Genomic DNA, 25621 nt, shown 5'->3' with positions numbered 1-25621 from the left:
ACTTGAAGCCTGAGTTGCGTTCAGCGATCGTGCGGCCAGAGCGCGGTGTCGGGGTGGAACTGCGACCAGGCGAACCAGAACGCCTGGTGGGTGGGCAGCTGCTGGCCGTCGAGCTCGGCAGTCAGGCCCCCGGCGTCCTGCTGGACACGGATGCCGTCCAGGACGACCTCCTCTCCCTCCTCCAGCGCCTCCAGCGCCCGGATGACGTCGAACGCCACCGCCGACCCGTCCTCGAGGACGACGCCCAGGACCTGGTCGTGCACGCCGAGGCGGTCGTCGACGACCCCGACCGGGAAGATGGGGCCGTTGTCGTCGCGGCCGCGCAGCGGGTCCAGCGGGTAGGTGCGTCCGATGCCGCCGTTGCCGTGCAGGATCAAGGTGTCGGGGTGCTCGTCCTTCCAGTCCCCCCAGGTGGAGGTGACGACCGGGGCCTGCTGCAGCTCGACGCCCATCTCGCGCAGCGGCCCGGTGACCGCCTGTCCGGTGAAGGTGTCGAACACCGACGCGGTGGTCAGGTCGTACATCACCTTGTTGGACCGTCGGAGCAGGCCCGACGTGCGCATCACGATCTGGTCGGTGCCGCCGCCCTCGACGTCGGTGAAGAAGACCTGCGCCGCGCCGCACAGGGTGCAGTAGGGGATGGCCACCCGCCGCCCGCCGATGGTCGCGTTGACCATCTCGTGGACCTCCATGATGTTGCGGGGCAACGCCACGACGTCCTCGCCGATGATCACGCCGAACACGATCCGGTCGTCGGGGTAGTAGGCCCCCTCCTCGGCCGGGACGAACGGCGGGTCGTCCAGGCCGGGGATGCACCCGCCGGCGCACGGCTGGGTGTCGCCGAGCGGGCGGTCGTCGATGAAGACCCCTCCCCAGGACACCTGGCGCCAGTCGATCGTTGCGTCGGGGTCGTCGAAGAACGGCGCCCAGCCGGGTTCGATGGAGGTGAACAGCGCGGCCTTGTGGTCGACGTACCCGTCGTAGGCCGGCAGGTCCCACGCGATCAGGTGGTCCGTCAGCGGTCCCCACGGGAAGTCCCGGTCGCCGAGGTCGATCCCGGCTAGCGCCTCGGCGGTGTCGCGCAGCACCGCCTGCTCGTCGCGGGACTGCACGAAGCGCATCAGGTCCGACACCGGCCACAGCGCGCGCGGGTCGCCGCTGTCGGCCAGAGAAGCGACGGCCTCGAGGTCGAGGATCAGCGGCGTGTCGAAGACCGTGTCGAGCGCCTGTCGCGTGGCCGGGGGCAGCGGCCCGTCGGGCACGTCCGGTGAGGCAGGGAAGGGCACGCCGTCGCTGTCGACGCCCACGGACCCGGGGGGTGGCGTGCGGGCGGCGTCGGACTCCGCGGTCGTCGCGTCCTCCGCCGGGCTGCACGCGGCCGCCACGAGGGCGAGGACCAGGATCGGGAGGAGGATGCGCAGCACGCTGCCCAGCATCCCCCTCCAGCACCGCGACGGGGCTCGTGTCTTCATTACGGTCCCTCGGGTCGTGATGACGGACCGTGCCCGGACGTGCGCGCGCTGCCACACGTGGCATGCTGCCGGGTCGTGGCTGACCCTCTCACCGAACACCTCCGCCGTTGGCTGGGGGAGTGGCCCGCGGACGATCCCGGCCTGCGCATCATCGGCACCGACCGCCGGACCGAGCCCGACTGGGACGGTCGGGTGTCCCCCCTGCGCGGCCTCTCGGATGGAGTGCGCACGGTCGTGGGGGTGCCGCCGGGTACCGAGGACGAGGTCCGACGTGTCCTCGATCCCGCGCTGTTCGACCATCGAGTTCCCCGGCAGGACCTCGGCCGCCGACTCGGGGAGATCCTCGACCGGCCCGGCGCGGCGTTCGGCCACGCGATCTTCCGCTGGTCGACCGCCCCCGCCCCGCTGGAGCCGCTCGGCACCTGGGTCGACGCCCGGGATCCCCGGCTGCCGGAGTGGCTGCACCCCTTCAACGGTGGTGTGCTGGCGACCTTCGACGCGCGCGGGGCCTACCTCGCCGGGGTGGGCCGCAAGGTGCACGACGACTTCGGCCACGAGATCGCCGTCGGCACGACGCCCGCGGCACGGGGTCGCGGGTTGGCCCGACGGCTGGTCGTGACCGCGGCCCGCAGGATCCTCGCCGAGGGTGCCGTTCCCACGTACCTGCACGACCCCACCAACACCGCCAGCGCCAGGGTGGCGGTCTCCGCCGGCTTCCCCGACCGCGGTTGGCGCCTGCACGGCCTCTGGGGTGGCCAGCCCGGCTGACGCCTGCCGCCGGCCCGCTGGCCCACCCCTCCACCGAATTGTTCACCTTCGCCGGCTGGACGTTGGAGGTGCACGAGGCCGGCGGTCGGTTGTGCACCTCGGCCGCGTCAGACGCTGAAGTGCACGAGACGGTCAGCCGCGGGACGGCCGCGGGAGTGCACGAGACGGTCAAGGAGCGGGGACGGCCTAGGTGGGCAGGTCGGTCAGCGGCGTGGCAGGCGCTGGGCCCACCAACCGGACGCGACCGGATCGGCCTCAAGGTCGAAGGCCGACCACATCGACTCCCCGCAGCGTCGGAGCAGCTGAGTCCGGTCGGCCACGGCGGACGCCCCGTGCGCGGCCCGGAACGCATCGGCCGCGTCGTCCCAGGCAGGCCCGTCGGCGGGCAGCGGCAGGGCGAGGACCTGGGCGGCGCTCAGCTTCAGCGCCGTCCTCGTCCGTGCGGCACCGGCATGGCGACGGGCGGCGAGCGCCGTCAGCAGCGGGCTGGTCAACGCCGCCCCGACGTGCCACGGCCGGTCGGTCCGCACGGTGATGGCCGGGGTGGTTGGCAGCATGTCCCCCTCGGTGTCCACCAGCGCCTCCAGCACCTTCGTCTGGGTGGCGACCAGCAGCTTGGTGCCCAGCCGAGCGGCCAGGAACGCCGGGGGCAGCCCGACGGCGACCGGCCGGTCCCAGCGCTGCTTGGCGAACCGGACCGCGGCGGCCCCCCAACGATGGTGGGCGGGGTCGATCAGGCCGACGGGGGTGAGGCGGGGGTCGTCGTGACCGGGCCGGGCCTCCCGGACGTGCTCGGCGACCAGGTAGTAGGCCTCCCGGAAGTCGGCGGTCGCCGTCGCCACGTCCCCGACGGTCCGCGTCGCCCCGACCACGGGGTCGACCACCGCCGGGACGTCGTCGGCCAGCAACGACGCCCACGACGCCGTGCCCGACCCCGGCGATCCCGGCGGTCCCGTCCATCCCGGTCCCTGCCGTCGCAGCTGGAGGGCACACGTCGGCACGCCGGGGAACGCGCCCTCGGTGTCGCGCCAGACCACGTCGACGGCGCAGTGCGTCGACACCTCCTCGCGCACCCGCCCCGCCGACTCGGTGGCCAGCAGCGCCTCGGGCACGACCAGCACCGCGACGCCGTCGGGCGCGAGCAGCCGGCTGACCGCCAGCACGAACAGGCCGGCCTCGTCGACGTAGCCCTCGGCCGCCTCGCCGTACCAGCCACGCAGCCGCGCACGACGGTCCTCGCCACGGGTGGTCGCCGCCCGCAGCTGCGACAGGAACGGCGGGTTGCCGACGACCAGGTCGACCTCCTCGGGACAGGAGGAGGGGTCCAGCCCGTCGCCGTGCACGAGCGCCACGTCGGTGGCGCCGGCCCGCGCGAGGGCCTCGCGGGTCACGGCGACGGCTCCGGCGTCGATGTCGATGCCGACGAGCCGCGCATCGGGAAGCCGTTCGTGGGCGGCGAGGAGGAACGCCCCGCCACCGACCGACGGGTCCAGCACGACCCGGGGCGGACGGCTGCCCGCCCATGCCGCGAGGGCCCGGTCGACCAGCAGGCGGGCCACGGGTGCGGGTGTGAACCACGCCCCCCGGCGGGTCCGGTCGTCGGGGTCCTGCGCCTGCTCGAAGGCGACTCCGAGCGCGAACGGGTCGGCCACTGGCAGGTCACCTCCGTCGGGGCGGGTCGTCGCTGATGTCACACGTCCTCCGTATTGTGAACACATGACCACCTCGCCCCTCGACAGCCCAGACGACATGCCCGTCGCCGGCCGGGTGATCGGCACCGAGGCCGCAACCCCGCTGGAGTTCCAGGTCCACGTCGCCGCCGACCAGTTCCTGCAGCTCGACGACATCGTGTCGGTGACCCGTCCCGTCCCCGGTCAGGGGGCGATCGACATCTACGGCGTCGTCACACAGGTCCGCGGGTTCCACGAGGGGGTCGAGTACCACTCCGACGTCGAGAAGGTCTCCGCGGGCGTGATGTACGGCCGCACGTCGGAGGTCGCCACCGTGCTGACCACCCGACTCGAGCCGGAGGTGTTCCTGCCACCCGTCCCCGGCAACGAGGTCCGCAAGGTCGCGGGGATCAAGCGCGACCGGGCCATGTTCCTCGACAAGATCGAGCCGGGCAGGCGCCTCGCCGCCGGCCTGCACCGGGCCGGCGGGCCCGTGTACGTCGACGCGGACTTCCTCGACGGCACCAGCGGCGCCCACGTCAACATCTCCGGTGTCTCCGGCGTGGCCACCAAGACCAGCTACGCGACGTTCCTGCTGCACGCGCTGTTCCACCGGGGGTCGACGGTCCTCGGCAAGAGCGCCAAGCACGCGCGGGCGCTGATCTTCAACGTCAAGGGCCAGGACCTGCTGTACCTCGACCAGCCCAACGCCCGGCTGACCGTCGAGCAGCGGGCCCGCTGGGCCGAGGTCGGCCTGCCGGCCGAACCGTTCGGGTCCGTCGCGTTCTGGTCGCCGCCCGTCAAGGGGGCGGTCTCGCCGATGCCCTCCAGCGCCCGCAAGGACAAGGTGCGCGGGTACTGGTGGTCGCTGGCGGACTTCTGTGCCGAGGGCATGCTCAGCCTCCTGTTCGCCGACACCGACGACGAACGGCAGCAGTACACCGCGGTCGCCCGCAACGTCGCGATCGCGCTCGAACGGCACGCCACGCCGCTGCAGCAGGGCGGAGTGCAGATCGGGGTCGAGCAGGCCACCACCTTCGCCGACCTCGTCCGGATCATCCGTGACTACTGCGAGGACGAGGACCCGCAGTGGGTCGGCCGCTTCGCCACGTCCGGGTCGATCGGGGCGTTCATGCGCCGTCTGGACTCCGCGGCGGACCACGTCGCCCATCTGATCCGCGGCGACCAGGAGGGATGGCGGTCCCATCGCGTCAAGGTCATGGACTCCGACGAGCAGGTCAACGTCGTCGACCTCACCCCGCTGTCGGGCCGGGCCCAGCGCTTCGTGGTCGGTGCGCTGCTGCAGCAGGAGTTCCAGGCCAAGGAAGCCCGTGGCACCCGCGACCCGCTGCTGTTCGTCGTGCTCGACGAGCTGAACAAGTACGCCCCGCGGCAGGGCAACAGCCCCATCAAGTCGACGCTGACCGAGATCGCCGAGCGCGGCCGGTCGCTCGGCATGATCCTGATCGGCGCCCAGCAGACCGCGTCGGCGGTCGACGAAGCGATCGTGTCCAACGCCGCCATCAAGGTGGTCGGCCGCCTCGACCCGGCGGAGGGCACCAAGAACGAGTACCGCTGGATGCCCGAGAGCCAGCGCGACCGGGCGATGCTGATCAACCCGGGCACGATGATCCTCAAGCAGCCCCGCGTACCGGCGCCGCTGGTCGTCAACTTCCCGATGCCGGCCTGGGCGACCCGCGCCGAGGAGGTCGCCTACGACGTCACCCTCGACGGCGACGAGGACCCCTTCGACAGCGACATCTTCACCCGCGGCTGACCCGGACCGAAGCCGCCGACGAGCGACGCCCGGACACTGTCCGGGCGTCGAGGTGTCGGTCCAACGGGGTGTTCGGTCCGACGGGCGGCTCCCGTCGAGGCCGTGGGACCGCCCGGCGGGGGTGCCGGGCGGCCGGTGGGTCACGACAGGACGGACCCGGTCAGCGACACGCCGCCGCCGTTGCCGTTCAGGTCACGGACGTCGATCCGGTAGGTGCCGGTCTGGAGCACCTGCAGCACGTTCCTCGAGTCGAGGAAGAATCCGCTGTCGTCGTCATTGCTGACGAGGTTGCCGTTGGGGTCGAAGATGTCGACGATGGTGTCGACGGCGTCCTGGTCGTCCGCGGTCGTGTCCAGCACGAAGAGCTCGCCGGCCCGCAGCTCGACGGTGCGGCTGGTCGGCGTGACGCCCGTCAGGGTGACGGAGTCGATGATGACGTTGAACGCACCGGGTCGGTGTTCGACCAACATCTCGGTGAGCGCCGAGCCGGTGTTCGGGGTCAGGTTGCCGAACTCCACCATGTGCAGTCCGTCGGTGTTGAGGATCAGCTGGAGCAACGAGTTGGGGAACCCGCCGCCGTCGTCATCGAAGCCGACAGAGTTGTTGGCCGGGTCGAGGAGCTCGATCGTGGGGTCGGTCGTCCCGTTCTGGTCGAACGAGACGAACGTGACGCGCTCGCTGGGGAGCAGGTCGACGGCGTCGCCGATCGGGCCGTTCGCGTTCGGGGGGAGGGTCAGCACGCGCGAGGAGAACGCGGCCAGAAGCGTCGGGTAGACGTGCACCACGACCTGGACACAACCGCCGGCCTGGGTGAGGTCGCTGACCGACACCACGTGGGTTCCGTCATCGAAGATGGGTGTGGAGACGAGGGACTCGAGCTCGAACCCGCTGTCGTCATCAGTGGCCAGCAGCGCCGCGTTCGGGTCGAGGATGTCCACGACCGGGTCGACAGTGGACAGGTTGAGCACGTTGACCCGCAGCCGTTCGCCACGTGTGACCGGGAACGACAGGTCCTGGGTCGCGTTGGGCGCGATGGTCCGGACCTCGTTGGCGAGCTCGATCGCGCCGGGGCCGGGCGCCGACTCGACGAGGAGGGACACGTCGTTGGACTGACCGTTGAGGTCGGTCGTCTCGATCAGGTATCCGCCGGTCCGACGGACCTGCAGGCTGATCTGGGCCGTCACGTCGCCGGGGGCGACGTCGTCGTTGGTCGCGATGTTGTTGCCGGCCGGGTCCTCCAGCAGCAGGAACGGGTCCTGGCCGTTGTTCGTGCTGGCCGTGATGGTCACCACGTCACCGGCGTGCAGCTGGACGATCCGGTTGATGGCGTTGAAGCCTGCGGGGACGGTGAAGTCCTCGGCGTGGATCACGGTGGGCACCGGCGTGAACGCGGTGCACGTGGGCGGCGGGGGCGGAGGCGTCCCGGCGCAGTTCGCCTGGGTTCGTGCGGCGTCGCTGGTCGTCGAGGGGATGGCCGCGGTCGGACCGACGCTGATGATCTCGCCGGGTGCGGTGTCGCAGAGGTAGCTGCCGACGGGCGTGCCGACGCCGGTGGTGTTGACGTAGACAACCGGGAGGTTCTCCCGTGCACCGACCGCGCCGGCGGTCAGGGAGTAGGTCCAGCCGTCGTCGTTGAACCCGTTGACCAGGCCGACCGTGGTCGGCGTCGGGTTGGTGAACTCGCGGGCGATCACCGCAGAGGTGTCGTCTCGCGTCGCGCCCGCCAGCCGGCTCACGGTCGCACCCAGCGCGTTCAGTCGGTTCTCGACGTCCTGCGACAGGGCGGCGGTCCCGCCGAGCAGCACCACGTTGGTGATCTGGAAGTCACGGATGAACTGCTCGATCGCGGGATGGAGGGTCGCGACCGGGTTGACGAGGATCGGCACGCCGCGGCGCGCGGCGAGGCCACCGGCGGCCGCGGAGTCCGCGGGGTTGTTGTCGCGGGCCAGGAAGATGGTGCGGGGGCTGGTCAACGTCGGCGTGAACAGCCTGGCGATCTCGACGGACGTCTCGACGCGTCCGGCGCCGGCCAAGCGGGTCGTGCAGTACCCGAGCGCGCGGATGGAGTTCTCCACCTGCTGCGACAGGGCGGCGACGCCGCCGAGGAGGATGACCTGGCCACGGTCGCCCGCGCCGGCGCAGGGACGTGGGGCAGGGAGGACGCGGGTGATCTCCGCTTGGATGCGGCTGTCCAGCATCGTCGTCGGGTTCAGCAGCAGCGGGCCCATGCCGAGCACGCCGGCCAGCGACGAGCCGCCGAGGTTGTCGGCGAAGACGTCGGAGCGACCGACGATGATGCTGCTCACACGCGTGTCGTTGGCGGTGAAGAACTCAGTGGAGATGTCGATGGACGCCTGCACCGGGTCGGTGGTGTTGGCGAGGCGTCGATCGGGTGGTGTCTGGGCGCTCGTCAGCGCCGGGACGACGACCAGCAACGCAGCCGTCATCGCGAGCATGGCGAGCACGCTCAGCGCTCGCGGCCTTCGGGTTTCGTTGACCATGCCTTGACCCTCCGTCAGTCCGCCCACCGTGTCCGCCAGGGCTGCCGGGTTCACCGGCGCGGTGTGAACGCCATTCGGACCGTACAGCCCGTGAAGCTTTCATGAACGTGATTCATCGAATTGGTCGACCCCGTGTCGACCTGCCGACGCCCGACCATCGGTCGCCGGACGGTCAGCGGCGATGTCGCACCCACGCCCTACCGTGTTGGCATGAAGATCCTCCACACGGCCGACTGGCACGTGGGTCGCACCATCAGGGGGCGGTCCCGCGCCGACGAACATCGTGCGGTCCTCGCCGAGATCGTGGACGTCGCCACACGACGCGAGGTCGACCTGGTCATCGTCGCCGGGGACCAGTTCGACGTGCAGGCCCCGTCGCCCGAGGCCGAGCAGATCGTGTGGAAGGCCATGCAGGACCTGGCCGCCGTCGCCCCGGTCGTGGCCATCGCGGGCAACCACGACAACCCCCGCCGGCTCGAAGCGGTCCGCCAGCTCCTGGCAGCCAACGCCATCCACGCCGTCGGGTCGATGCGCCGCCCCGACGACGGGGGGGTCGTCCGTGTCGAGGCGGCAGACGGCACGCCCGTCAACGTCGCCATGCTGCCGTTCCTGCACCACCGTGCCGCCGTGCGCGCGGCCGACCTGCTCGACGGCGACAAGGCCGACGGCGAGTACGGCGCCCAGTACGCCGGGCTGTACACCCGCTTCACCGAGGGGTTGTGCCGCGACATGGACCCGACCGAGCTGAACGTCCTCGTCGGCCACGTCACCGCGTTCGGTGGCCTCAGGGGCGGGGGCGAGCGCGAGGCCCACACCATCGAGCGCTACTGCGTCGACCCCCGGGCGTTCCCGCAGGTGCTGGACTACGTCGCCCTCGGGCACCTGCACGTGGCCCAGCAGGTCGGGTCGGCGCCTCCCGTTCGGTACGCCGGTGCGCCGCTGATGATGGACTTCGGCGAGTCCGACAAGCCCTGCTCGGCCACCATCGCCGAGCTCGATTCCGGCAAGCCGGTCCGGGTCGAGGAGGTGCCGCTGGTCGCTGGCCGGCCGCTGCGCACGTTCAGGGGGACGCTGGAGGAGGTCATGGCGATCGACGTCCCGGACGACGACCCGTGGCTTCGCGTCCTGCTGACCGGTGCCGTCCCGGCCGGCGTGGCCGACACCGTGCGCGACCGGCTCGGTGAACACGTGGTCGACGTCCGGCTCGACACACGTGCCGATGACCTCCGGGTCGATGCCACCGAACGCATCGGCCGCCCGCCGCAGGAGCTGTTCGCCGCGTTCCTCGAGGAACGGCAGGTCGAGGACGAGCGGATCCCGGCGTTGTTCGCCGAGCTGCTCGAGGACGAGCTCGGACTCGAGGAGGGCAGCCATGCCGCCGCCTGACCCGACTTGGCCGTCCACGACCGCACGCGAGGGGGGTCCCCGTGCAGCCGCGTGAGCTGATCATCGAGGGCCTGACCGCCTTCCGGGAACGGGTGGTCCTCGGATTCGACGACGTGTCGTTGTTCGCGCTCGTCGGCCCCACCGGTGCCGGCAAGTCGTCGGTCATCGACGCCATGACCCTGGCGCTGTACGGACGGATCCCGCGGCTGCACGCCAACGAGATCGCACCCGCCATCTCCACCAACGCCAACGAGTGCACCGTCGGGCTGACCTTCACCGTCCGGGGACGGCCCTACCGTGCCGTCCGCACCGTGCGTCGCACCAAGACCGGCGCCAGCACCCTCGAAGCGGCGCTCGAGCAGCTCAACGACGACGGGGCAGTCGTCGCCGTCCTGGCCGGCACCGCCGACGACGTCACCGTCGAGGTCGAACGGCTCGTCGGGCTGACCTTCAACGAGTTCACCCGGGCCGTCGTCCTGCCGCAGGGCGAGTTCGCCCGCGTCCTGCGGGCCCAGCCGGCCGAACGGCAGGCCCTGCTGTCCCGGCTGCTCGGCGTCGGCATCTACGACCGCGTCAAGCAACGTGCCGGCTCCCACGCCCGCAGCGCCCAGGAACGCGCCGAGCAGACCAGCCACCAGCTGGCCCAGCTCGGCCGGGTCGACGCCGAACGCGTTGCCGCCCTCGCCGCCCAGGTGCAGTCGCTGGACACGCTCGTCGCCGACCTCGCCGCGGACACCGAGACGCTGCAGGACATCCGTGACCGGTTCCGCGACGCCGCCGAGGTCGCCAGGCGGGCCACCGACCGGGTCGCGCGGCTGGCCGCGATCGGCGAACCGCCCGAGGCCGTCCGCGAACACGGCGAACGGCTGTCCATCGCCGACCTCGCCGTGGAGAAGGCCACCGCAGCGGTCGCCGCCGCCGAAGCGGACCTCGCGAAGGCCGAGTCGGACCTGCCGTCGGCGTCGGAGACCGAGCAGCTGTCCACCGTCGTGGCGTTGCACCAGCGCACCCCCGAGCGCACCGCCGCGGTCGAGACGGCCACGACCACGCTGGCCGACTCCCGGGCCGAGCTTGCGCGTGTCGAGACCGCGCTGGGCCGTGCCCGGAGCGAGGTCGAGGCGGCCGCGGCCGCCCAGCGGGCCGCGCACCGGGACCATGCGGCGGTCCAGGCCGTCGACGGGTTGGCTCCCGGCGACGACTGCCCCGTCTGCGCGGCGACGCTGGCCGAGGACGCCCCGGCGTTCGCTGGGGGCGCGGCCGCCGGGCAGGACGTCCTGCAGGCCGCCGCGACCCGGATGACCGAGGCCAACCGAGCGGTCGGCACGCTGGAGGGGCAACACGCCCGGGCGACCAAGGACATCGCCGCGGCCGAGACGGCCCTGAAGGCGGCGGAGGACCGGCTCGCCGCCCACCGCGCCCAGCTGGACGGCAAGCCGTCGGAGGCGGAGGCCCGCGAGCGGATCGAGACGGCGCGGAAGGTCGAGCAGCAGCTCGCCGGACTGCGTCGCACCGTGGCGGAGGCTCGCAGCGACCTCGAGCGGGCGACGAGGGATCGGACCAAGCTGACCGACCAGGGCAAGGGGCTGTCCGGCACACTCGACCGGCTGCGGCTGTCCGTCGCCGAGCTCGACCCACCGGCGCTGGACGGCGACGTCGTGGTCGACTGGACGGCCCTGCACGAATGGGCCGTCGCCGAGCTGCCGGCCCGCAGGGAGGAGGCGACCGAGGCCGAGCAGGCCGTGGAGTCCGCCAAGGTCGAGGGATCGGCCCTTCGTGCCCGCATGGAGCAGGCCTGCCGTGACGCCGGTATCCCCGAGGGCACCGGGGACCCGCGTGACCGGGCGGTCCAGCGGCGGGCCGACCTGGCCGCCGAACGCGACCGGCTGACCACGATGCTGGAGCTCGCCGACAACCTGCGCGCCGACGAGGCCGACGCCCGTGAACAGGCTGCGGTCGGTGGTGAGCTCGCCCGTCTGCTGCGGACCGACCAGTTCCAGCGCTGGCTGCTCGACGAGGCAACCCGGGCGCTCGTCGCTGGTGCGTCGACGCAGCTGCGTGCCCTCTCCAGCGGTCGCTACGAGCTGGTGCTCGACGGCAGGAACGGCTCGATCGCCGTCGCCGACCTGGCCAGCGCCGGTGCCCCGCGGAGCGTCCGTACCCTCTCCGGCGGCGAGACGTTCCTCGCCTCCCTTGCGCTCGCCCTGTCCCTCGCCGAGCAGATCGCCGTGTCCGCCAGCGGACAGGTGGCGCTGGAGTCGTTGTTCATCGACGAGGGGTTCGGCGCGCTGGACCCCGAGACGCTTGACATCGCGGCGGGTGCCATCGAGCAGCTCGGCGCTGGCGACCGGACGGTGGGTGTCGTCACGCACGTCGCAGAGATGGCCGAGCGCCTGCCGACCCGGTTCGTGGTCCACCGGACCGCCAGCGGCAGCCGCATCGAACGGGTGGACCTCTGACATGCGCTTCAGGCTGGACAGCTGGCAGTCGGACTACGCCTTCCCCTACGAACCCGAGCCGATGGACGTCGATGCGGTCGATGCGGTCGACGTCGAGGTCGAGGCGCCTGCCCACGACTGGGCGCCGATCACCCCGCACGCCGACACGCCGCCGTTCGAGACGGTCCGGTTCATCGACGGGGTGCAGGCCAGCGACGCCGTCATCTGGATCAACGACCCCGACCGCGACCGGCCGCTCCCGGGGCTCGTCGCGTCGTGGGCCGCGGGGGTTGTCAGCTGCAGCGCCGACGGCGCCGTGCTCGACCGGGTCGTCCTCGAACGTGGGGTGTTCTCCGACGCCCGCAGCCTTGGTCCGATCATCGCCGGCAACCTGACCTGGCGGCCACAGGCGCCGGAGACGCCGGTGGAGGAGGGGGACGCCGCCGACGTCATCCGCGACCCCGACCCGATGGCGCTCCGCGAACGGCTGGGCCTCGCGCGCCGACGCCTCGAGGATCGCATCGGAGTCCTCCCCGCACCCGACGGGAGGGACGTGCTGACCGTCTACGACGGGCTCCTGCACGCCCGCTCCCGACCCCTTGCCGCTGTCGGCCTGGCCAAGCGCGCCCATCGGGTCTACCTGCCCGAGTCGTTGCAGGGCATCCAGCGGCAGCTGCGACGTGGTGAACGCACACCCCTGTTCACCACCGACGCCCAGCGCCGACGGTTGTCCTTCTACCTGGCCCTGTCCGACCCCTTGCCCCCGGCCGTCGCCGACCCGGGGTCCTGCGTCGCCCGCATCGAGCTGTCGGTCGGGCCGGACACCACCATGGGCGCCACGAGCGCGTTCGCCGACCGGGTGGCCGCGACCCTGCCGCCCTTCGCCTCCGAACCCCACGTCGACCCCCGCGCTCCCCAGAACCTGATGCCGATCCGCAGCCTCGAACGCGAGCTGCGGCGCCTGCTCGGGCGCCCCGCCGTGGTCCGTCCGTTGCTCGCGTCCCGGGCGGCGGAGAGCAACCCGTCGTGACCGGTCCTGCCCCAGCCGCCGAACCCGGCGGCGCGCCCAGCCATGCACCGTCCCGGCCCGTCCTGCACCGGGCCGTCGACCGGCCCACGGTGGCCGCTCCGGCGCTGCTCGGCCGGGGGGCCATCGTCCGGCCCGGCCAGAGCCCGCCCGCATGGGTCGGTGACGCCCCACGCGTCGTCGTCGACGACCGTGTGGTGGCCGATCCGGGAGCCACGGTCGACCGGCTGCACCGCCTCTGGGTCACCCGGCAGCCCTACGTCGTCGAGCTGGCGGTCGACCCCCGGGCGCTGCAGGCACCGACGAGGTCCACCGAGCCGGTCCACCGTCACGACCCCCGCTTCCTCTTCGCCCTCGATCGGCTGGCCTACCTGGTGTGGGCCAACACCGTCGACTGTCGCGGCGACGAGCCGACCTGGTGGCACACCGTCAAGGCCACCCGCGCCCTGCCCTCGTTGACGGCGGGGGGCCAGGCCGACGTGACGCTGCCCGACGGCAGGCCGGCATGGATCGACGGCGGGCCCCGCGAACCGCTCGACCTCGACGCCGTCGTGCTGCACCGCGACGACACCGAAGCCGGACGCATGGCCCTGCCGACCAACCGCCCCCTGGACCCGACTCGAGGCCTCGCCCCCGACCAGGCTGCGGCCGTCACCGCCCCCGGCGGGGCGGTCCGGGTCGCCGCGCCGGCCGGGTCGGGGAAGACCCGGGTGCTGAGCGCCCGCATCCAGGAGGTGCTGGGTGTCCGCGGCGTCCCCGCCGAGTCGGTGCTGGTCTTGGCCTACAACACCAAGGCGGCCGCCGAGCTGCGCGAACGCTGCCCCGTCCCGGGTGCGCGCGTGGCCACGGTCCACGCACATGCCCTCGGGCTGCTGCGCCGCCACCTCGGCGACGTCGAGGTGCTCGGGGACCGCGACGTCCGCCGCATCCTCTCCGGCCTCGTCGAGGTCCCGCGCCGCGCCAACGTCGACCCGATGCAGGCATGGATCGATGCGCTCGAGCGGGTCCGCATCGCCATGGTCGACCCGGAGGAGGTCGAGGAGGACCACGACGAGGTCGAGGGGCTGGCCGAGGTGTTCCTCGCCTACCGGGCGCAGCTCGCCCGCCGCAACGCCGTGGACTTCCCCGAGATGGTGCACCGGGCGATCGAGCTGCTGCTGACCGACCCGGCGGTTCGCGCCGCCGAGCAGGCCCGCGTCGGCCAGGTGCTGGTCGACGAGTTCCAGGACCTCACCCCGGCCTACCTGCTGTACATCCGCCTGCTCGCCAGCCCCCAGCTGCAGTGCTTCGGGGTGGGCGACGACGACCAGGTCATCTACGGCCACGCCGGAGCCACGCCCTCCTACCTGCTGCACTTCGACACGCTGTTCCCTGGCGCGACGGACCACCCGCTGACCGTCAACTACCGCTGCCCCGCCCCCGTCGTCGAGGGGGCCGTGCAGCTGCTGGGCAACAACAGGGTTCGCCTCGACAAGGAGATCCGACCCCGGGAGGGCGCCGCCGACACCCCGGTGACCGTGCACCGGCTGGACCGGCACGCCGAGGCGCGGACCGTCGGCGAGACCGTCCAGGGGTGGCTCGACGACGACGTCGACCCCACCGACATCGCCGTCCTCGCGAGGGTCCGCGTGGCGCTGCTCGGGACCCAGGCCGAGCTGTCGACGCGCGGGATCGCCTGCCGGAGCCCGATCGGGGAATGGTTGCTCGCCCGCACCGGCGTGCGCGCAGCGCTGGCCTACCTGCGGCTGGCCTGCGACGACCACCTGTCCGGCGAGGACCTCGCGGAGGTCCTCCACCGGCCGCTCAGGCCGATCCCGGGTTCGCTGAAGGATCCGCTGCGACGCCGGACATGGACCGTGGAGTCCCTCGGCCGGTTCGTCGACGGGCTCGACGGTGGTGGACCACGACGGGCGCTGCAGGACTTCGTCCGTGACATCGAGGTGCTGCGCCGTCGGGCGCTGCGCCAGCCCACCGCCGAGGTCCTGCGCTACATCACCGATGTCGTCGGCCTCGGCGACGTCGCCGAGTCGTTGGACCACCATGCCGTGGCCGGGGGTGGTGCGGCCGGGGCGTCCCACATCGATGACCTGCAGGCCCTGATCCAGGTGGCCGACCACTGCACCGAGGCGGCCCGCTTCCCGGAGTTCCTGCGCGAGGTCGTGGCCCAGCCCGACCCCGACGGACCGGCCATCACCCTGTCGACCATCCACAGCGTCAAGGGCCTCGAGTGGCCGAAGGTCATCGTGGTCGGTGCGGCCGAGGGCATCTCCCCCCACCGGCTGGCAACCGGTGCCGCCGAGCTGGAGGAGGAACGGCGGGTCTTCCACGTCGCCATCACCCGGGCCAGCCAGCAGCTCGTCGTGGTCGCACCCACGACCGGGACCTCGCGCTTCGTCGCCGAGATGGAGGGCAAGCCGGCGTTGGTCGGACGATCCGCCGCGCCGCGACCGTCCGCGGGGGCGGTGACCACCCGGAAGGCCCGCACACCAGCCCGCACGCCGGGAAGGGCCACGACCTCCGCGCCCCGCTTCCGGGCCTCGGTCGGCCTGGAGGTGAAGGCACCCGGCGGGCTGGCCGGGACGATCGAATCGGTCACCGAGGAGGGCGCGCTGATCCGCACCGCCAGGGGGTCGCTGCTGCGGCTGAAGTACGGCAGCGAGGTCCGTGTGGACGGCACCCTCGGCACGCTCGCCAGCCCTTGATCCGGGCGACCCCTGACAGGGGACAGTGGGGGAGAACCCCAGCAGACCGGCCCCGGCCTCGGGCCTAGCGTGATCGATGTCGTCGCAGTCCTGCGGCGCACCCGCTCGATCAGCCGCCAGGAGAACCACCCGTGAGCACTGCCACCGCCCCCACCCGCCTGTACCGCTCCACCCGCGACAAGAGGATCGCCGGCGTCTGCGGCGGCATCGCCGAGTCGATGGGGTGGGACCCGACCACCGTCCGCCTGATCGCGGCGCTGTCGGTCCTCCTGCCCGGTCCGCAGTTCCTCGCCTACTTCATCGCCTGGATCGTGCTGCCCACCGACGAGGAGGCGTTCGCGGCCCAGCCCGTGCAGTACCCGTCGGCCGACCCCTCCTCGACCGGTTCCGGCACCGACTGGTCCGCGCCGACCGACCCCAGCGGCGCCTAGTCCGTCGCGGCGTCGACCGGCGTCGGGCGCGGGGCCCGGCCGTGGAAGGTCTTCATGGTGTCGTTGACCCCGAGCAGGCCGATGGCCGCGTCGAACGCCTTCACCGGCAGGATCCGCATCGGGGACAGCAGGCCGACGATCCGCGGCAGGTTCACGACCTGGCGGTTGCGCTCGACGGCGGTCACCACCGCCTTGGCCACCTCGGCCTCGGCCAGGATCGGCAACAGGAAGGGCACCCGGCTGCGCACCCCCTCGAACATGCCGGTGTCGATGAAGAAGGGGTTGACGACGGTGGTCCTCACCCCGGGCGCCACCTCGGCGAGCTCCATGCGCAGGGACTCGTCGAAGCCGACCGCTGCGTGCTTTGAGGACGCGTACTCGACCATTCGCGACACCCCGAGCAGGCCGCTCGCCGAGGCGATCGTCACGACGTGGCCGTCGTTGCGCGCCACCATGTCGCCGAGGAAGGCCTTGGTGACCCAGAACAACGAGAGCGTGTTGACGGCGAACGTCCGCTCGATCTCCTCCTCGCTGGTCTCGGTGAGGGGACGGTTGCCGGCCACGATGCCGGCGTTGTTCACCACGACGTCGACCGCGCCCACCGAGTCACGCACCTCCTCAGCGGTGCGCGCAACCATCTCCCGGTCCGACACGTCCACGCGGAAGGCGTGGTGGACACCGCCGGAGCTGGCCTCGAGGTCCTTGGTCACGGTCCGGGCGGCCTCGAGGTCGATGTCCCAGATGACGATCGTCGCGCCACGGGCCGCGAACACCTGCGCCATCTGACGACCGATCCCCGACCCTCCACCCGTGATCAGCACGGTGCGGTCCTGCAGCTTGCTCATGACGTTGCTCCTCGTCCTCGGCTGCGGTGGAGGATCGCACGACGACCCGCCCGCGACCCAACCGCAGAGGGACGTCCAGGAGCGGTGACTAGTCCGTTCAGGCCCCCCAAAGATGGTCGGAAGTGAGGATATGACTCTACGTGCGGCTCCAACACCATGGGGTGACACGCGGTCGGCGACGGTCGGCTGCGTGGTCCGCAGTCACTCAAGATCCCCTGAAGGTGTGCCCGTACATGACGCGTTCCCGCTTGTCTCTCCTCGCCGGTGTCCTCGGCGCTGCCCTGATCGCCGGGCCGGTGTCGGCCCAGCTCCCCATCATCCCCGACCTGCCCATCGTCGATCCGATCGTGGATCCCGTCCTCGACCCGCTGGACCCGGTCCTCGACCCGCTGGACCCGGTCCTGGATCCGATCGAGGACGTCGTCGACCCGCTCGTGCCCGGCCTGCCGGACCTGCCCACCGACCCGACCGACGTGATCGATGACCCGACCGGCATCCTGGACGACCTGACCGACATCCTCGACGGCCTCGGCCCGATCCTGGACCCGGCAGACCCGATCCTCGACACCGTCACCGGCATCATCGACCAGCTCGACGGGATCATCACCGACGTCCTTGCCGACGTGATCCTGCCGAACCTGCTGGCACTCCAGGGCGAGGACGCCGTCGACGCCTCCATCGCCTTCAGCCAGGCGACCTACGACAGCTCCGACACCGCGATCATCGCCCGTGACGACGTCTTCGCCGACGCGCTGACCACCGGCGCCCTGCAGGGGATCTTCGACGCTCCGCTGCTGCTCACCGGCTCCAGTGACCTCGACAGCCGCACCGCCCGCGAGCTCGTTCGCCTCGGTGTCGAGCGCCTCGTCATCCTCGGGGCCGACTCCGCCATCAACCCGCTCGTCGTCCAGAAGCTGCAGATCGCCGGCCTCGACGTGACCCGCGTCGGCGGCCCCAGCCGAGTCGAGACCGCAACCCTGGCCGCCGCGGAGACCGCGCCGAACGCCACCACGGCCGTCCTGACCCGCGCGTACTCCGCCGACGGTGACGACTCCCAGGCCTACGCCGACCTCCTCGCCGTCAGCCCGTGGGCCGCCGAGAACGACTGGCCCGTCCTCCTGACCCAGACCGACACCCTCACCCCGTCCGTGGCCAGCTACCTGACCGACTCCGCGATCACCGAGGTCGTCATCATCGGCGGCGAGACCGCGGTGTCGGGCGCCACGCAGCAGGCCGTCGAGGCGCTGGGCATCACCACCCGTCGTGTCTCGGGCTCCAACCGCTACGCCACCGCCGTGGCCGTCGCCAACGAGCGCGGCTTCGCCAACTCCGGTGACGCCGACCGGCTGATCCTCGCCGAGGGCACCTCCTCCCGCAACGACGTGTGGGCCCCCGGCTTCGCCAGCGCCGCCCACGGCGCCACCCACCGGGCCCCGGTCCTGCTGACCGCCGGTGACGTCCTGCCGGCCGAGACGATGTCGTTCATCACCGAGGGCCTGGAGGCCAACCTGACCGACGGCGGCCCGGCCACCGTGTGCGCCAGCTTCGTCAGCCCGATCGCCTGCGAGGCCGCCGGCCTGCTGCTCCTGGGTGACCTGCTGGACGCGGTCGACCTGCTGGACCTGGACCTGACCGACCTGCCGCTGGTCGGCGACCTCCTCGACGTCATCGAGCAGGTCACCGGCGTCGAGCTGCCGGACGTCGAGGGCCTGCTGGGCGACCCGCTCGGCGCGGTCGACGGCGTCACCGGCGGCGGTGCCGGCGGGCTCGACCCGGTCACCGATGTCGTCGGCGGCGTGCTCGGTGGCGGCAACTAACCACACGGAGTCCATCGCACAGGCGTAACGTCAGCACAGCCGCAGCCCGGTACCGCACCCCCCGTCGGTACCGGGCTGTGGTTCGTCCGGGGGACGTCGGGACGGGCGGGTTGGCCCCCGATCGTGCCGGTGACCACGCGGGGGTGGGTTGGGCCCCGATCGTGCCGGTGACCACCGGCTAGAGGCGGGTCAACCACTTCTCGCCGGCCTCGAGGCGTTGCTCGAGCTGCGCGGCGGTGGCCTCGGAGATGCGGGTGATGCCCGACATCCGGTTGAGCTCCAGGTTGACGGCCTTGTGGTCCATGTTGGCCCGCCGGACCAGCAGCCGGACCAGGTCGGCGTTGCGCTTGCGTAGGGTGGCCTTGGTGACGTGCATCACCTGGGTCGGCGTGCCGTCTGCCTCGAAGGTCGGGATGTGCCCGCCGACCGTGGGCGGGGGGAACAGCGTGAGGGGCACGCCCTCCTGGTCGGCCGCCGGGAACGGATCGGCGGTGAACCACTCGGGTTCCTCCGACGGGCCGTTGTCCGACGCGGTCGCGGCGACGGCCTGGAACAGCGAGATCTGCTCGCCCTCCTCCACCATCATCGCCTCGAGCGGGTCGGCGAGCGGATCGTCCTCCTGTTCCTCCTTGCGCTTCAGCAGGTGACGACGCGCCTCGGAAATGCCCATGCTGTGGGCGCGCAACCGGGGGTCGTCGGGCAGGAACATCATCGACCGGGCACCGCGGGTGTCGGGGGTGACGCGCACGAGGCGACCGACGGCCTGGCGGAAGAACAGCTCGGTGGCCGTCGTCGTGGCCCACACCCCCACACGCAGTCGGGGGATGTCCACACCTTCCGACACCATCCGCACGGCCACGATCCACGGGTCGGCGGACTGCGCGAACCTGGCGATCCGGTCCGACGCGTCGGGGTCGTCGGAGGTCGCCACGACGGCACGGATGCCGCACCGCTCGCGCAGCAGCCGGACGATGCCCGAGGCGTGTTCGGTGTCGATGGCGATGACCAGCCCGCCCGCGTCCGGGTGGGTCCGACGGACCTTCATCAGGGCGCTGTTGGCCCGCACCAGCACCGACGGCAGCCACTCGCCGTGCAACGACAGCGCCGTGCGCAGCCGCTGGGCGGTCAGGGTCCGGTCCAGCGCATCGCCGAAGGAGGCCTGGTGGTGCGAGCCGTCGGCCGACACCCACTCCATGTCCCCGTCGATCCGGGGGAAGTAGACGGGCCGGACGACGCCGTCGGCCAGGGCGTCGCCGTAGCCGTACTCGACGTCGGGCTGTGCCTCGTCGAAGTCGTAGCGGACGAACGGGATGGCCTGGGTGTCGGACCGGAACGGCGTGCCCGACAGGGCGATGCGTCGCCGGGTGAACTGGAAGGCCGTGGCGACGGAGTCCCCCCAGGCACGGTCGTCGCCGGCGTGGTGGACCTCGTCGAGCACGACCACCCCGTGGGCGACACGCTGGGCCAGGTCGACGGCCGCCGACGCCACCTGCTGGTAGGTCGTGACGATGCCGTGCATGTCGGGGCTGAACGGCTGCCCGGCGCTCCACGACGGGTCCAGGTGCAGGCCCAGACGTGCTGCCGCCTCCGCCCACTGGATCTTGAGGTGCGCGGTCGGTGCGACGACGACGGCCGGGCCGGGTTGACGGCTGAGCTCACGGATCATCGCCACGAGCGCGAACGTCGTCTTTCCCGCCCCTGGCGTGGCCACGGCGAGGAAATCGGGGTGCGGGTGGTCAGCGAGCGCGTCGAGGGCGCGTCGTTGCCAGGGGCGGAGCATCAGTGCAGGCACAGCGGATGGGCAAGGATGCCATCCCCGAGAGTCCTTCCCAACCGACCGCACCGGTCGGCTGTGGATGTTCGTCCAGGGGTCACCGGCCGTTGACCAGTCAGGAGGGACCATTGCCACGTCGTCGTGTACGTGCGTCACTCCATCATCGGCGGGGTATCAGTCCGTCGCAGTCCACCACGACCCGAAGGGGCCCCAGGATGAAGCCAGTCCTCCGCGCGCTCAGCATCCTCCTCGTCCTGTCCGTCACCGTGCTCGGCCCCGTGGGAGCGGCCAGCGCTCAGATCGGTGACGTCGTCGGCCAGATCCCCATCCCGGACCTGCCCCCGGAGCTGGAGGACCCGCTCACCGACATCATCGACCAGGTCGAGGACGGCGTGGTCGGGGCCATCGGCGACATCCCGCTGGACAACGCCGTGCAGCTGCTCGGCAACGACGGGGTCGAGGCCGCCATCAACCTGTCCAAGGCGACCTTCCCCGACGGCATGTCGCCCGTGGCGATGATCAGCCGGTCGACCATCTTCCCCGACTCGCTGTCCAGCGGTGGGGCCCAGGGCGTCCTCCAGGCGCCGTTGCTGGTCACCGCAGAGGACGAGCTGGACCCTCGCGTGGTCGAGGAGCTCCAGCGGCTCGGCGTCACCCAGGTCGTGGTCCTCGGCAACACCTCCGCCATATCCGATGACGTGGTGGCCCAGCTGGAGGGGCTCGACCTGCGGGTCGACCGCCTCGGTGGCCCCACCCGCATCGAGACCGCCGTCGAGGTGGCCGCCGGCCTGATGCCCGACGCGACCAGTGCCATCGTGGCCCGGGCCTACCCGGGAGATGGCGGGGACGACGCACAGGCCTACGTCGACAGCCTCTCCGTGGGGCCCTGGGCCGCGGAGGACCGCATCCCGATCCTCCTGACCCAGACCGAGGTCCTGACCCCGACGCTGCGGACCTACCTCGAGGGTGCCGACATCACCACGGTGACCGTCATCGGTGGTGAGGAGGCCATCTCGCCCGCCGTCGTCACACAGCTCGAGGGCCTCGGGATCACCGTCGAGCGGGTGGCCGGCGTCAACCGGTTCGCCACCGCCGTCGCGGTCGCCGCCGCACGCGGCTACCTGTCGGTCTCCGACTTCGACCGCCTGCTGCTCGCGGAGGTCGACGGCCGCGACGACGTCTGGGTGCCCGGCTTCGCCGCCGCGGCCAACGGCGGGCTCTACAACGGCCCGATCCTGCTCACCGACGGCTTGATCCTCCCGACGGAGACCATCGCCTACCTCGTGCAGGGGCTGCCCGACACGCTGGCCGACCTCGGCGGTGCCCCGGTCATCTGCACCTCCTTCGTCAACCTGCTCGCCTGCGAGGCCGCGGCCCTGCTGCTGCTCGGTGCGCTGACCGAGGTGCAGGACCTGCTCGGCATGACGCCGCTGCCGGTCGGCGACATCATCGACATCATCACCGGTGGCGACGGCGAGGAGGACCCGCCCGCCGACGACGAGGAGGACCCGCCCGCCGACGAGGAGGACCCGCCTGCCGACGGCGAGGACCCTCCCGCAGAGGAGGAGTGCCTCTTCCCGGCGCCCTTCCCCTGCGTGCCCCCGCCCGGCACCTGATCATCGCGCCGGCCACCGGGCGGTCCGTGGGCTGCCCGGTGACTCGAGCCCCCGAGCGGTGACCGTGGTCGGCGCCTGCTCAGGTGGCCAGCAACGCCTCGACCGTCGTGCGGATGGCCGCCACGTCATCGCCGTCGTGGATGGCCACCACGCGGCCGCGCTGGTCCACCACATGGGTGCTGGGCCAGCCCTGTCGTGACCGATCGCCGTGCCACCGGGTGAACACGGTCCTGCGGTGGTCCATCGCCACCGGCCAGGGCACCCCGGCCCGGGCGATGCCGAGCGCGATGCGCTGGGGGTCGGCGTCCTCGGCGTAGTCGGGGGCGTGCACGCCGATCACGTCGAGGTCGCCGCGGTGCTCCTCCCACAGCGCCCGCAAGCCGGGCACCATCGCCGTGCACCCCGGTGCGGACAACGAGAAGAACCAGACCAGCACGACCCGCCCCCGGTGCTGCGCCAGGCTCCGCGGCGGTGACTGCAGCCACCCGTCGAGGCCCGACAACGACGGTGCCCGACGGTCCCTCATCACGTGCTCCTAGCGGTACTTCTTGGGTGCGCGTCGCATCTGGGGGCCCTTCGGCATGGGCGGTGCGGACGCCTTCAGCGCGCTGAGCTTGCGGTTCAGCGGCCCGACCTCCTTGGGCTTGATCGCCCGCGGCAGCTTCGCCATGTGGAAGGCCAGCTTCTTGAGCTCGACCTGGTCCTCACCGTCGCCGACCAGGACCTCGGTCACGGGGACCTCACCGGCGGCACGCTCGAAGCGGCGACGTTCCTTGGCCATCAGCTGCTTCACCCGGGCAGGGGAGGTGCCCTCGGCGACCAGCACGACACCGGGCGGGCCGACCGCCAGGTGGATCATGTCCTCGCGCCGGTTGAACGCCACCGCCGGGGTGACCTCCCACGCGCCACGCATCGACTGCAGCACGGCGGCAGCGGCACCGGCCTGTCCCTCGATCGCCGCCAGGCTGGCTGCCTGCGCCTTGCGACCCAGGATGATCAGCGCCGTGGCGACCATGGCGAAGAGGGCCAGGGGGATCCACAGCAGCAACGGGCCGAGGACGAAGCCCAGCACCAGGCAGAGCACCAGCGCCCCACCGGCCCCGAGCGCAACGGCGGGCACGACGCTCGGGTCGTGCTGGCGGGTGACGTTGAACGTCTGGATGATCTGCTTGATCTGGTTCATGGCTCTTTCGAACTCCTTACGGTGTCCCGCATGCTAGCCGTGCCGGGAGGATCCAGACGTGCGAGCCGGTTGTCGCCAGCCACGCATCCCCCATCCCCGAGCAACCGATCCGAGCGAGGCAGGAACCCATGAGCAAGCCCGTCATCCGAGCAGGCATCGCCGCGGTGGTCGTCGTCGTGCTGGCCGTCGCCTTCTACCTGATCCGTCCCTACTTCGTCGACGAGGTCGTCGACGAGGCCTTCCCCGGTGGCGACGTCACCGCGGAGTCAGGAGCGGACGCCGTCGGCGAGGCCTTCCCCCTCTCCGACGGGGCCGTCGTGCCCGACGACATGACCCAGGAGGACGTCGAGGCCGAGATGGAGGCCGCGGCCGCCGAGACCGTCGAGGAGGTCGAGGACATGCCGGACGGCGAGCCCACGGCGATCGTCAACGGGTCCTTCGTCGGGGCGGACAGCGTGCATCAGGGGTCGGGGTCGGCCACGGTCTACGAGCTGGCCGACGGAAGCCGCGTGCTGCGGCTGGAGGACTTCGAGGTCACCAACGGGCCCGACCTGCACGTCTACCTGGCCCCCGTCGTCGACGGCACGCCCCAGATCAACGCCGACGCGGTGGACCTCGGCAGCCTCAAGGGCAACGTCGGCAACCAGAACTACGACGTGCCCGACGACCTGGACCTTGGCCAGGAGCTGGCGGTCGTGATCTGGTGCCAGCCGTTCCAGGTGACCTTCGCCACCGCCGCGCTCGGCTGAGCCGGGGCGGGATTACCACCATGGTCGTAGGACTGGTGTAGTATGAATCACAACGCCTCCACGTCCGCCGCCCGGGCTGGAGGCGTTGTCAATCCCGGGGGTCGATGCGGCGAACCGGTTCGGGGGCTGCCTCCGGCCGTGGATCCGCCCCTCGGCATACCCTCGACCGCGTGTGAGGACCGTGTCGGCCATGCTGCTCGCGGCCCTGGTGGCGGTCCTCGTGTCCGCGTGCACCAGCGCCGCGCCCACCCCGGCGCCCACGTTGCCCCCGCTCGCGCTGCGAACCGCCGAGCCGGCCGCGTCCATGGCGACCCCGGGGCCGACCACCGTGCCCACCCTCACGCCGACGACGCCCGAGCGGCTCAGGATCACCAGCGCGCCAGTCACCGACGGTGACGAGGTCGTGGTGGCGGTCGGGGCACGGGACCGTGCGTGGCTGCTCTCGGTGGAGGGGGAGGAGCCTGCTGAGCTCGTCGGCATCACCAGGGTCACCGACCCCGCCGGCGAGGTGCGCTACGCCGCGGACCTCAGGGCCGGCCTGCTCCTCGTCGACGACCTCCACCCACGGGTCCTGGCCGACGAGGGTGCGGTCGGCCTGTACGTCGCCTCGGCGCCCGACCACCCCCTGACGGAGGGGGAGTGGCGCGTCCGCGTGGCAACCAACGGGACCACCGCGACCGTGGCGACCGCCGTCAGCCACGACGACGGGAACCTGGACCCGCCACGACTCGACATCGCGGTCTGGGCGACCGTCGACGTCGACATCCCTGCCGTCGCCCAACGGTGGCGTGCGGACATGGACGCGGTGCTGGCCACACACGGACTCGGGATCGGGTCGCTGGACGTCGTCGCCGCGGGAGACGCCGGTGCCAGCCACCGGGTCCTCGGGGTCGACGGGCTCGCCGGCGACGGCCACGAGGCCTGCTCCGCCGCCCATAGGGCGCTGCAGCCGACACCCGGGACCGCGGTGGTCGTCCTCGCCGAACGCATCGGTGAGGGCGTGCTGACCGCGTCGGTCGACGCCGCCGACGACCTGCGCGTGGCGTACCGCAACCCCGACGGGGACATCAGCGGGTTCGCCGTGGCCGCCCCAGGGACCCCGGTGATCGGTCCGCCGTCCCACGCGTGCGTGCTGGTCTCGGCCAGCGGGGATGCGGCCGCGAAGGGGACCGTCGCCCTGCACGAGCTGCTGCACGTCGCCGGACTGCCGGTGCACACCAGCGAGGACGACGGCCGGACCCACGACAGCGTGGACGACACGCCCGAGTGCACCGCGGCGGCCGACACCGACCTGGACGGCAGCGTCAGGGCCGACGAGTGCGCCGACCTCGGTGCGGACAACCTGATGTTCTGGGCCGAGGGCGGCCGGGAGCTGACGGCCGCACAGGCCTGGCGGGTGCGCTGGCATCCCCTCCTCCACGGCAGGGGTTGACTTGGGCGGCGCGTTACGTCTCACTACGGTGAGTGA

18 protein-coding genes are annotated in these 25621 nt (G+C 72.1%); 11 read left to right on the top strand and 7 right to left on the bottom strand.

Features of this window, described 5'->3' with window-relative positions; translation table 11 throughout:
- Window positions 1–20: 20 nt before the first annotated feature.
- Window positions 21–1424: a DUF3179 domain-containing (seleno)protein gene (locus tag CUC05_RS15555; RefSeq protein WP_157965621.1), complete on the bottom strand. Its 1404-nt coding sequence runs from the start codon at window positions 1422–1424 to the stop codon at window positions 21–23.
- Between the two features lie 123 nt (window positions 1425–1547).
- On the opposite strand from CUC05_RS15555, the gene CUC05_RS15550 reads away from it, so the two are divergent.
- Window positions 1548–2240 carry a GNAT family N-acetyltransferase gene (locus tag CUC05_RS15550; protein WP_108667041.1) on the top strand — a complete coding sequence of 231 codons (693 nt, stop codon included), beginning with the start codon at window positions 1548–1550 and terminating at the stop codon, window positions 2238–2240.
- Window positions 2241–2443: 203 nt separating this feature from the next.
- Here the strand turns inward: CUC05_RS15550 and CUC05_RS15545 are convergent, their stop codons facing one another.
- Window positions 2444–3892, bottom strand: coding sequence for an HsdM family class I SAM-dependent methyltransferase (locus CUC05_RS15545; RefSeq protein WP_170128029.1), 1449 nt, complete (start codon window positions 3890–3892; stop codon window positions 2444–2446).
- Between the two features lie 64 nt (window positions 3893–3956).
- Here CUC05_RS15545 and CUC05_RS25135 point away from each other — a divergent pair, with 64 nt between their 5' ends.
- Window positions 3957–5687, top strand: a complete 1731-nt coding sequence (locus CUC05_RS25135; RefSeq protein WP_170128028.1) for an ATP-binding protein — start codon at window positions 3957–3959, stop codon at window positions 5685–5687.
- Window positions 5688–5827: 140 nt separating this feature from the next.
- On the opposite strand, the gene CUC05_RS15535 is transcribed toward CUC05_RS25135, so the two are convergent.
- Window positions 5828–8188 (bottom strand): cell wall-binding repeat-containing protein, encoded by a 2361-nt coding sequence (locus CUC05_RS15535; RefSeq protein ID WP_108667038.1) that lies wholly within the window; start codon window positions 8186–8188, stop codon window positions 5828–5830.
- Between the two features lie 210 nt (window positions 8189–8398).
- Here CUC05_RS15535 and CUC05_RS15530 point away from each other — a divergent pair, with 210 nt between their 5' ends.
- The 5 genes from CUC05_RS15530 (at window position 8399) to CUC05_RS15510 (ending at window position 16169) form a co-directional block, all read left to right on the top strand.
- Window positions 8399–9574, top strand: a complete 1176-nt coding sequence (locus CUC05_RS15530; protein WP_157965620.1) for an exonuclease SbcCD subunit D — start codon at window positions 8399–8401, stop codon at window positions 9572–9574.
- Between the two features lie 41 nt (window positions 9575–9615).
- Complete coding sequence (locus CUC05_RS15525) at window positions 9616–12030, top strand: AAA family ATPase (RefSeq protein ID WP_108667036.1); 2415 nt, start codon at window positions 9616–9618, stop codon at window positions 12028–12030.
- Between the two features lies 1 nt (window position 12031).
- On the top strand, window positions 12032–13039 hold the full coding sequence (locus CUC05_RS15520; protein WP_108667035.1) for a hypothetical protein: 1008 nt from the start codon (window positions 12032–12034) through the stop codon (window positions 13037–13039).
- Entirely contained in the window at window positions 13036–15738 is a 2703-nt protein-coding gene (locus CUC05_RS15515) for an ATP-dependent helicase (RefSeq protein ID WP_108667034.1), read from the top strand. Before CUC05_RS15520 ends, CUC05_RS15515 begins: the two co-directional genes overlap by 4 nt.
- 131 nt (window positions 15739–15869) lie before the next feature.
- On the top strand, window positions 15870–16169 hold the full coding sequence (locus CUC05_RS15510; RefSeq protein ID WP_108667033.1) for a PspC domain-containing protein: 300 nt from the start codon (window positions 15870–15872) through the stop codon (window positions 16167–16169).
- Here CUC05_RS15510 and CUC05_RS15505 read toward each other — a convergent pair.
- Complete coding sequence (locus tag CUC05_RS15505) at window positions 16166–17014, bottom strand: SDR family oxidoreductase (protein ID WP_108667032.1); 849 nt, start codon at window positions 17012–17014, stop codon at window positions 16166–16168. The genes CUC05_RS15510 and CUC05_RS15505 overlap by 4 nt on opposite strands.
- A gap of 233 nt (window positions 17015–17247) precedes the next feature.
- On the opposite strand from CUC05_RS15505, the gene CUC05_RS15500 reads away from it, so the two are divergent.
- Window positions 17248–18831, top strand: coding sequence for a cell wall-binding repeat-containing protein (locus CUC05_RS15500; RefSeq protein ID WP_108667031.1), 1584 nt, complete (start codon window positions 17248–17250; stop codon window positions 18829–18831).
- 178 nt (window positions 18832–19009) lie between these two features.
- Here the strand turns inward: CUC05_RS15500 and CUC05_RS15495 are convergent, their stop codons facing one another.
- On the bottom strand, window positions 19010–20623 hold the full coding sequence (locus CUC05_RS15495; protein ID WP_170128027.1) for a DEAD/DEAH box helicase: 1614 nt from the start codon (window positions 20621–20623) through the stop codon (window positions 19010–19012).
- Window positions 20624–20820: 197 nt separating this feature from the next.
- Between CUC05_RS15495 and CUC05_RS24760 the strand changes: the two genes are divergently transcribed.
- On the top strand, window positions 20821–22221 hold the full coding sequence (locus tag CUC05_RS24760; protein ID WP_170128026.1) for a cell wall-binding repeat-containing protein: 1401 nt from the start codon (window positions 20821–20823) through the stop codon (window positions 22219–22221).
- A gap of 79 nt (window positions 22222–22300) precedes the next feature.
- On the opposite strand, the gene CUC05_RS15475 is transcribed toward CUC05_RS24760, so the two are convergent.
- Window positions 22301–22747, bottom strand: a complete 447-nt coding sequence (locus CUC05_RS15475) for a redoxin domain-containing protein (protein WP_108667029.1) — start codon at window positions 22745–22747, stop codon at window positions 22301–22303.
- Between the two features lie 9 nt (window positions 22748–22756).
- On the bottom strand, window positions 22757–23404 hold the full coding sequence (locus tag CUC05_RS15470; RefSeq protein ID WP_108667028.1) for a DUF4191 domain-containing protein: 648 nt from the start codon (window positions 23402–23404) through the stop codon (window positions 22757–22759).
- A gap of 128 nt (window positions 23405–23532) precedes the next feature.
- On the opposite strand from CUC05_RS15470, the gene CUC05_RS15465 reads away from it, so the two are divergent.
- Complete coding sequence (locus tag CUC05_RS15465; RefSeq protein WP_108667027.1) at window positions 23533–24153, top strand: DM13 domain-containing protein; 621 nt, start codon at window positions 23533–23535, stop codon at window positions 24151–24153.
- A 172-nt stretch (window positions 24154–24325) separates the two neighbouring features.
- Entirely contained in the window at window positions 24326–25585 is a 1260-nt protein-coding gene (locus CUC05_RS15460) for a hypothetical protein (protein WP_108667026.1), read from the top strand.
- Window positions 25586–25621 lie beyond the last annotated feature (36 nt).

This window comes from Euzebya rosea (genome assembly GCF_003073135.1).
Lineage (GTDB): Bacteria > Actinomycetota > Nitriliruptoria > Euzebyales > Euzebyaceae > Euzebya > Euzebya rosea.
This window is presented reverse-complemented; position numbering and strand designations above follow the sequence as displayed.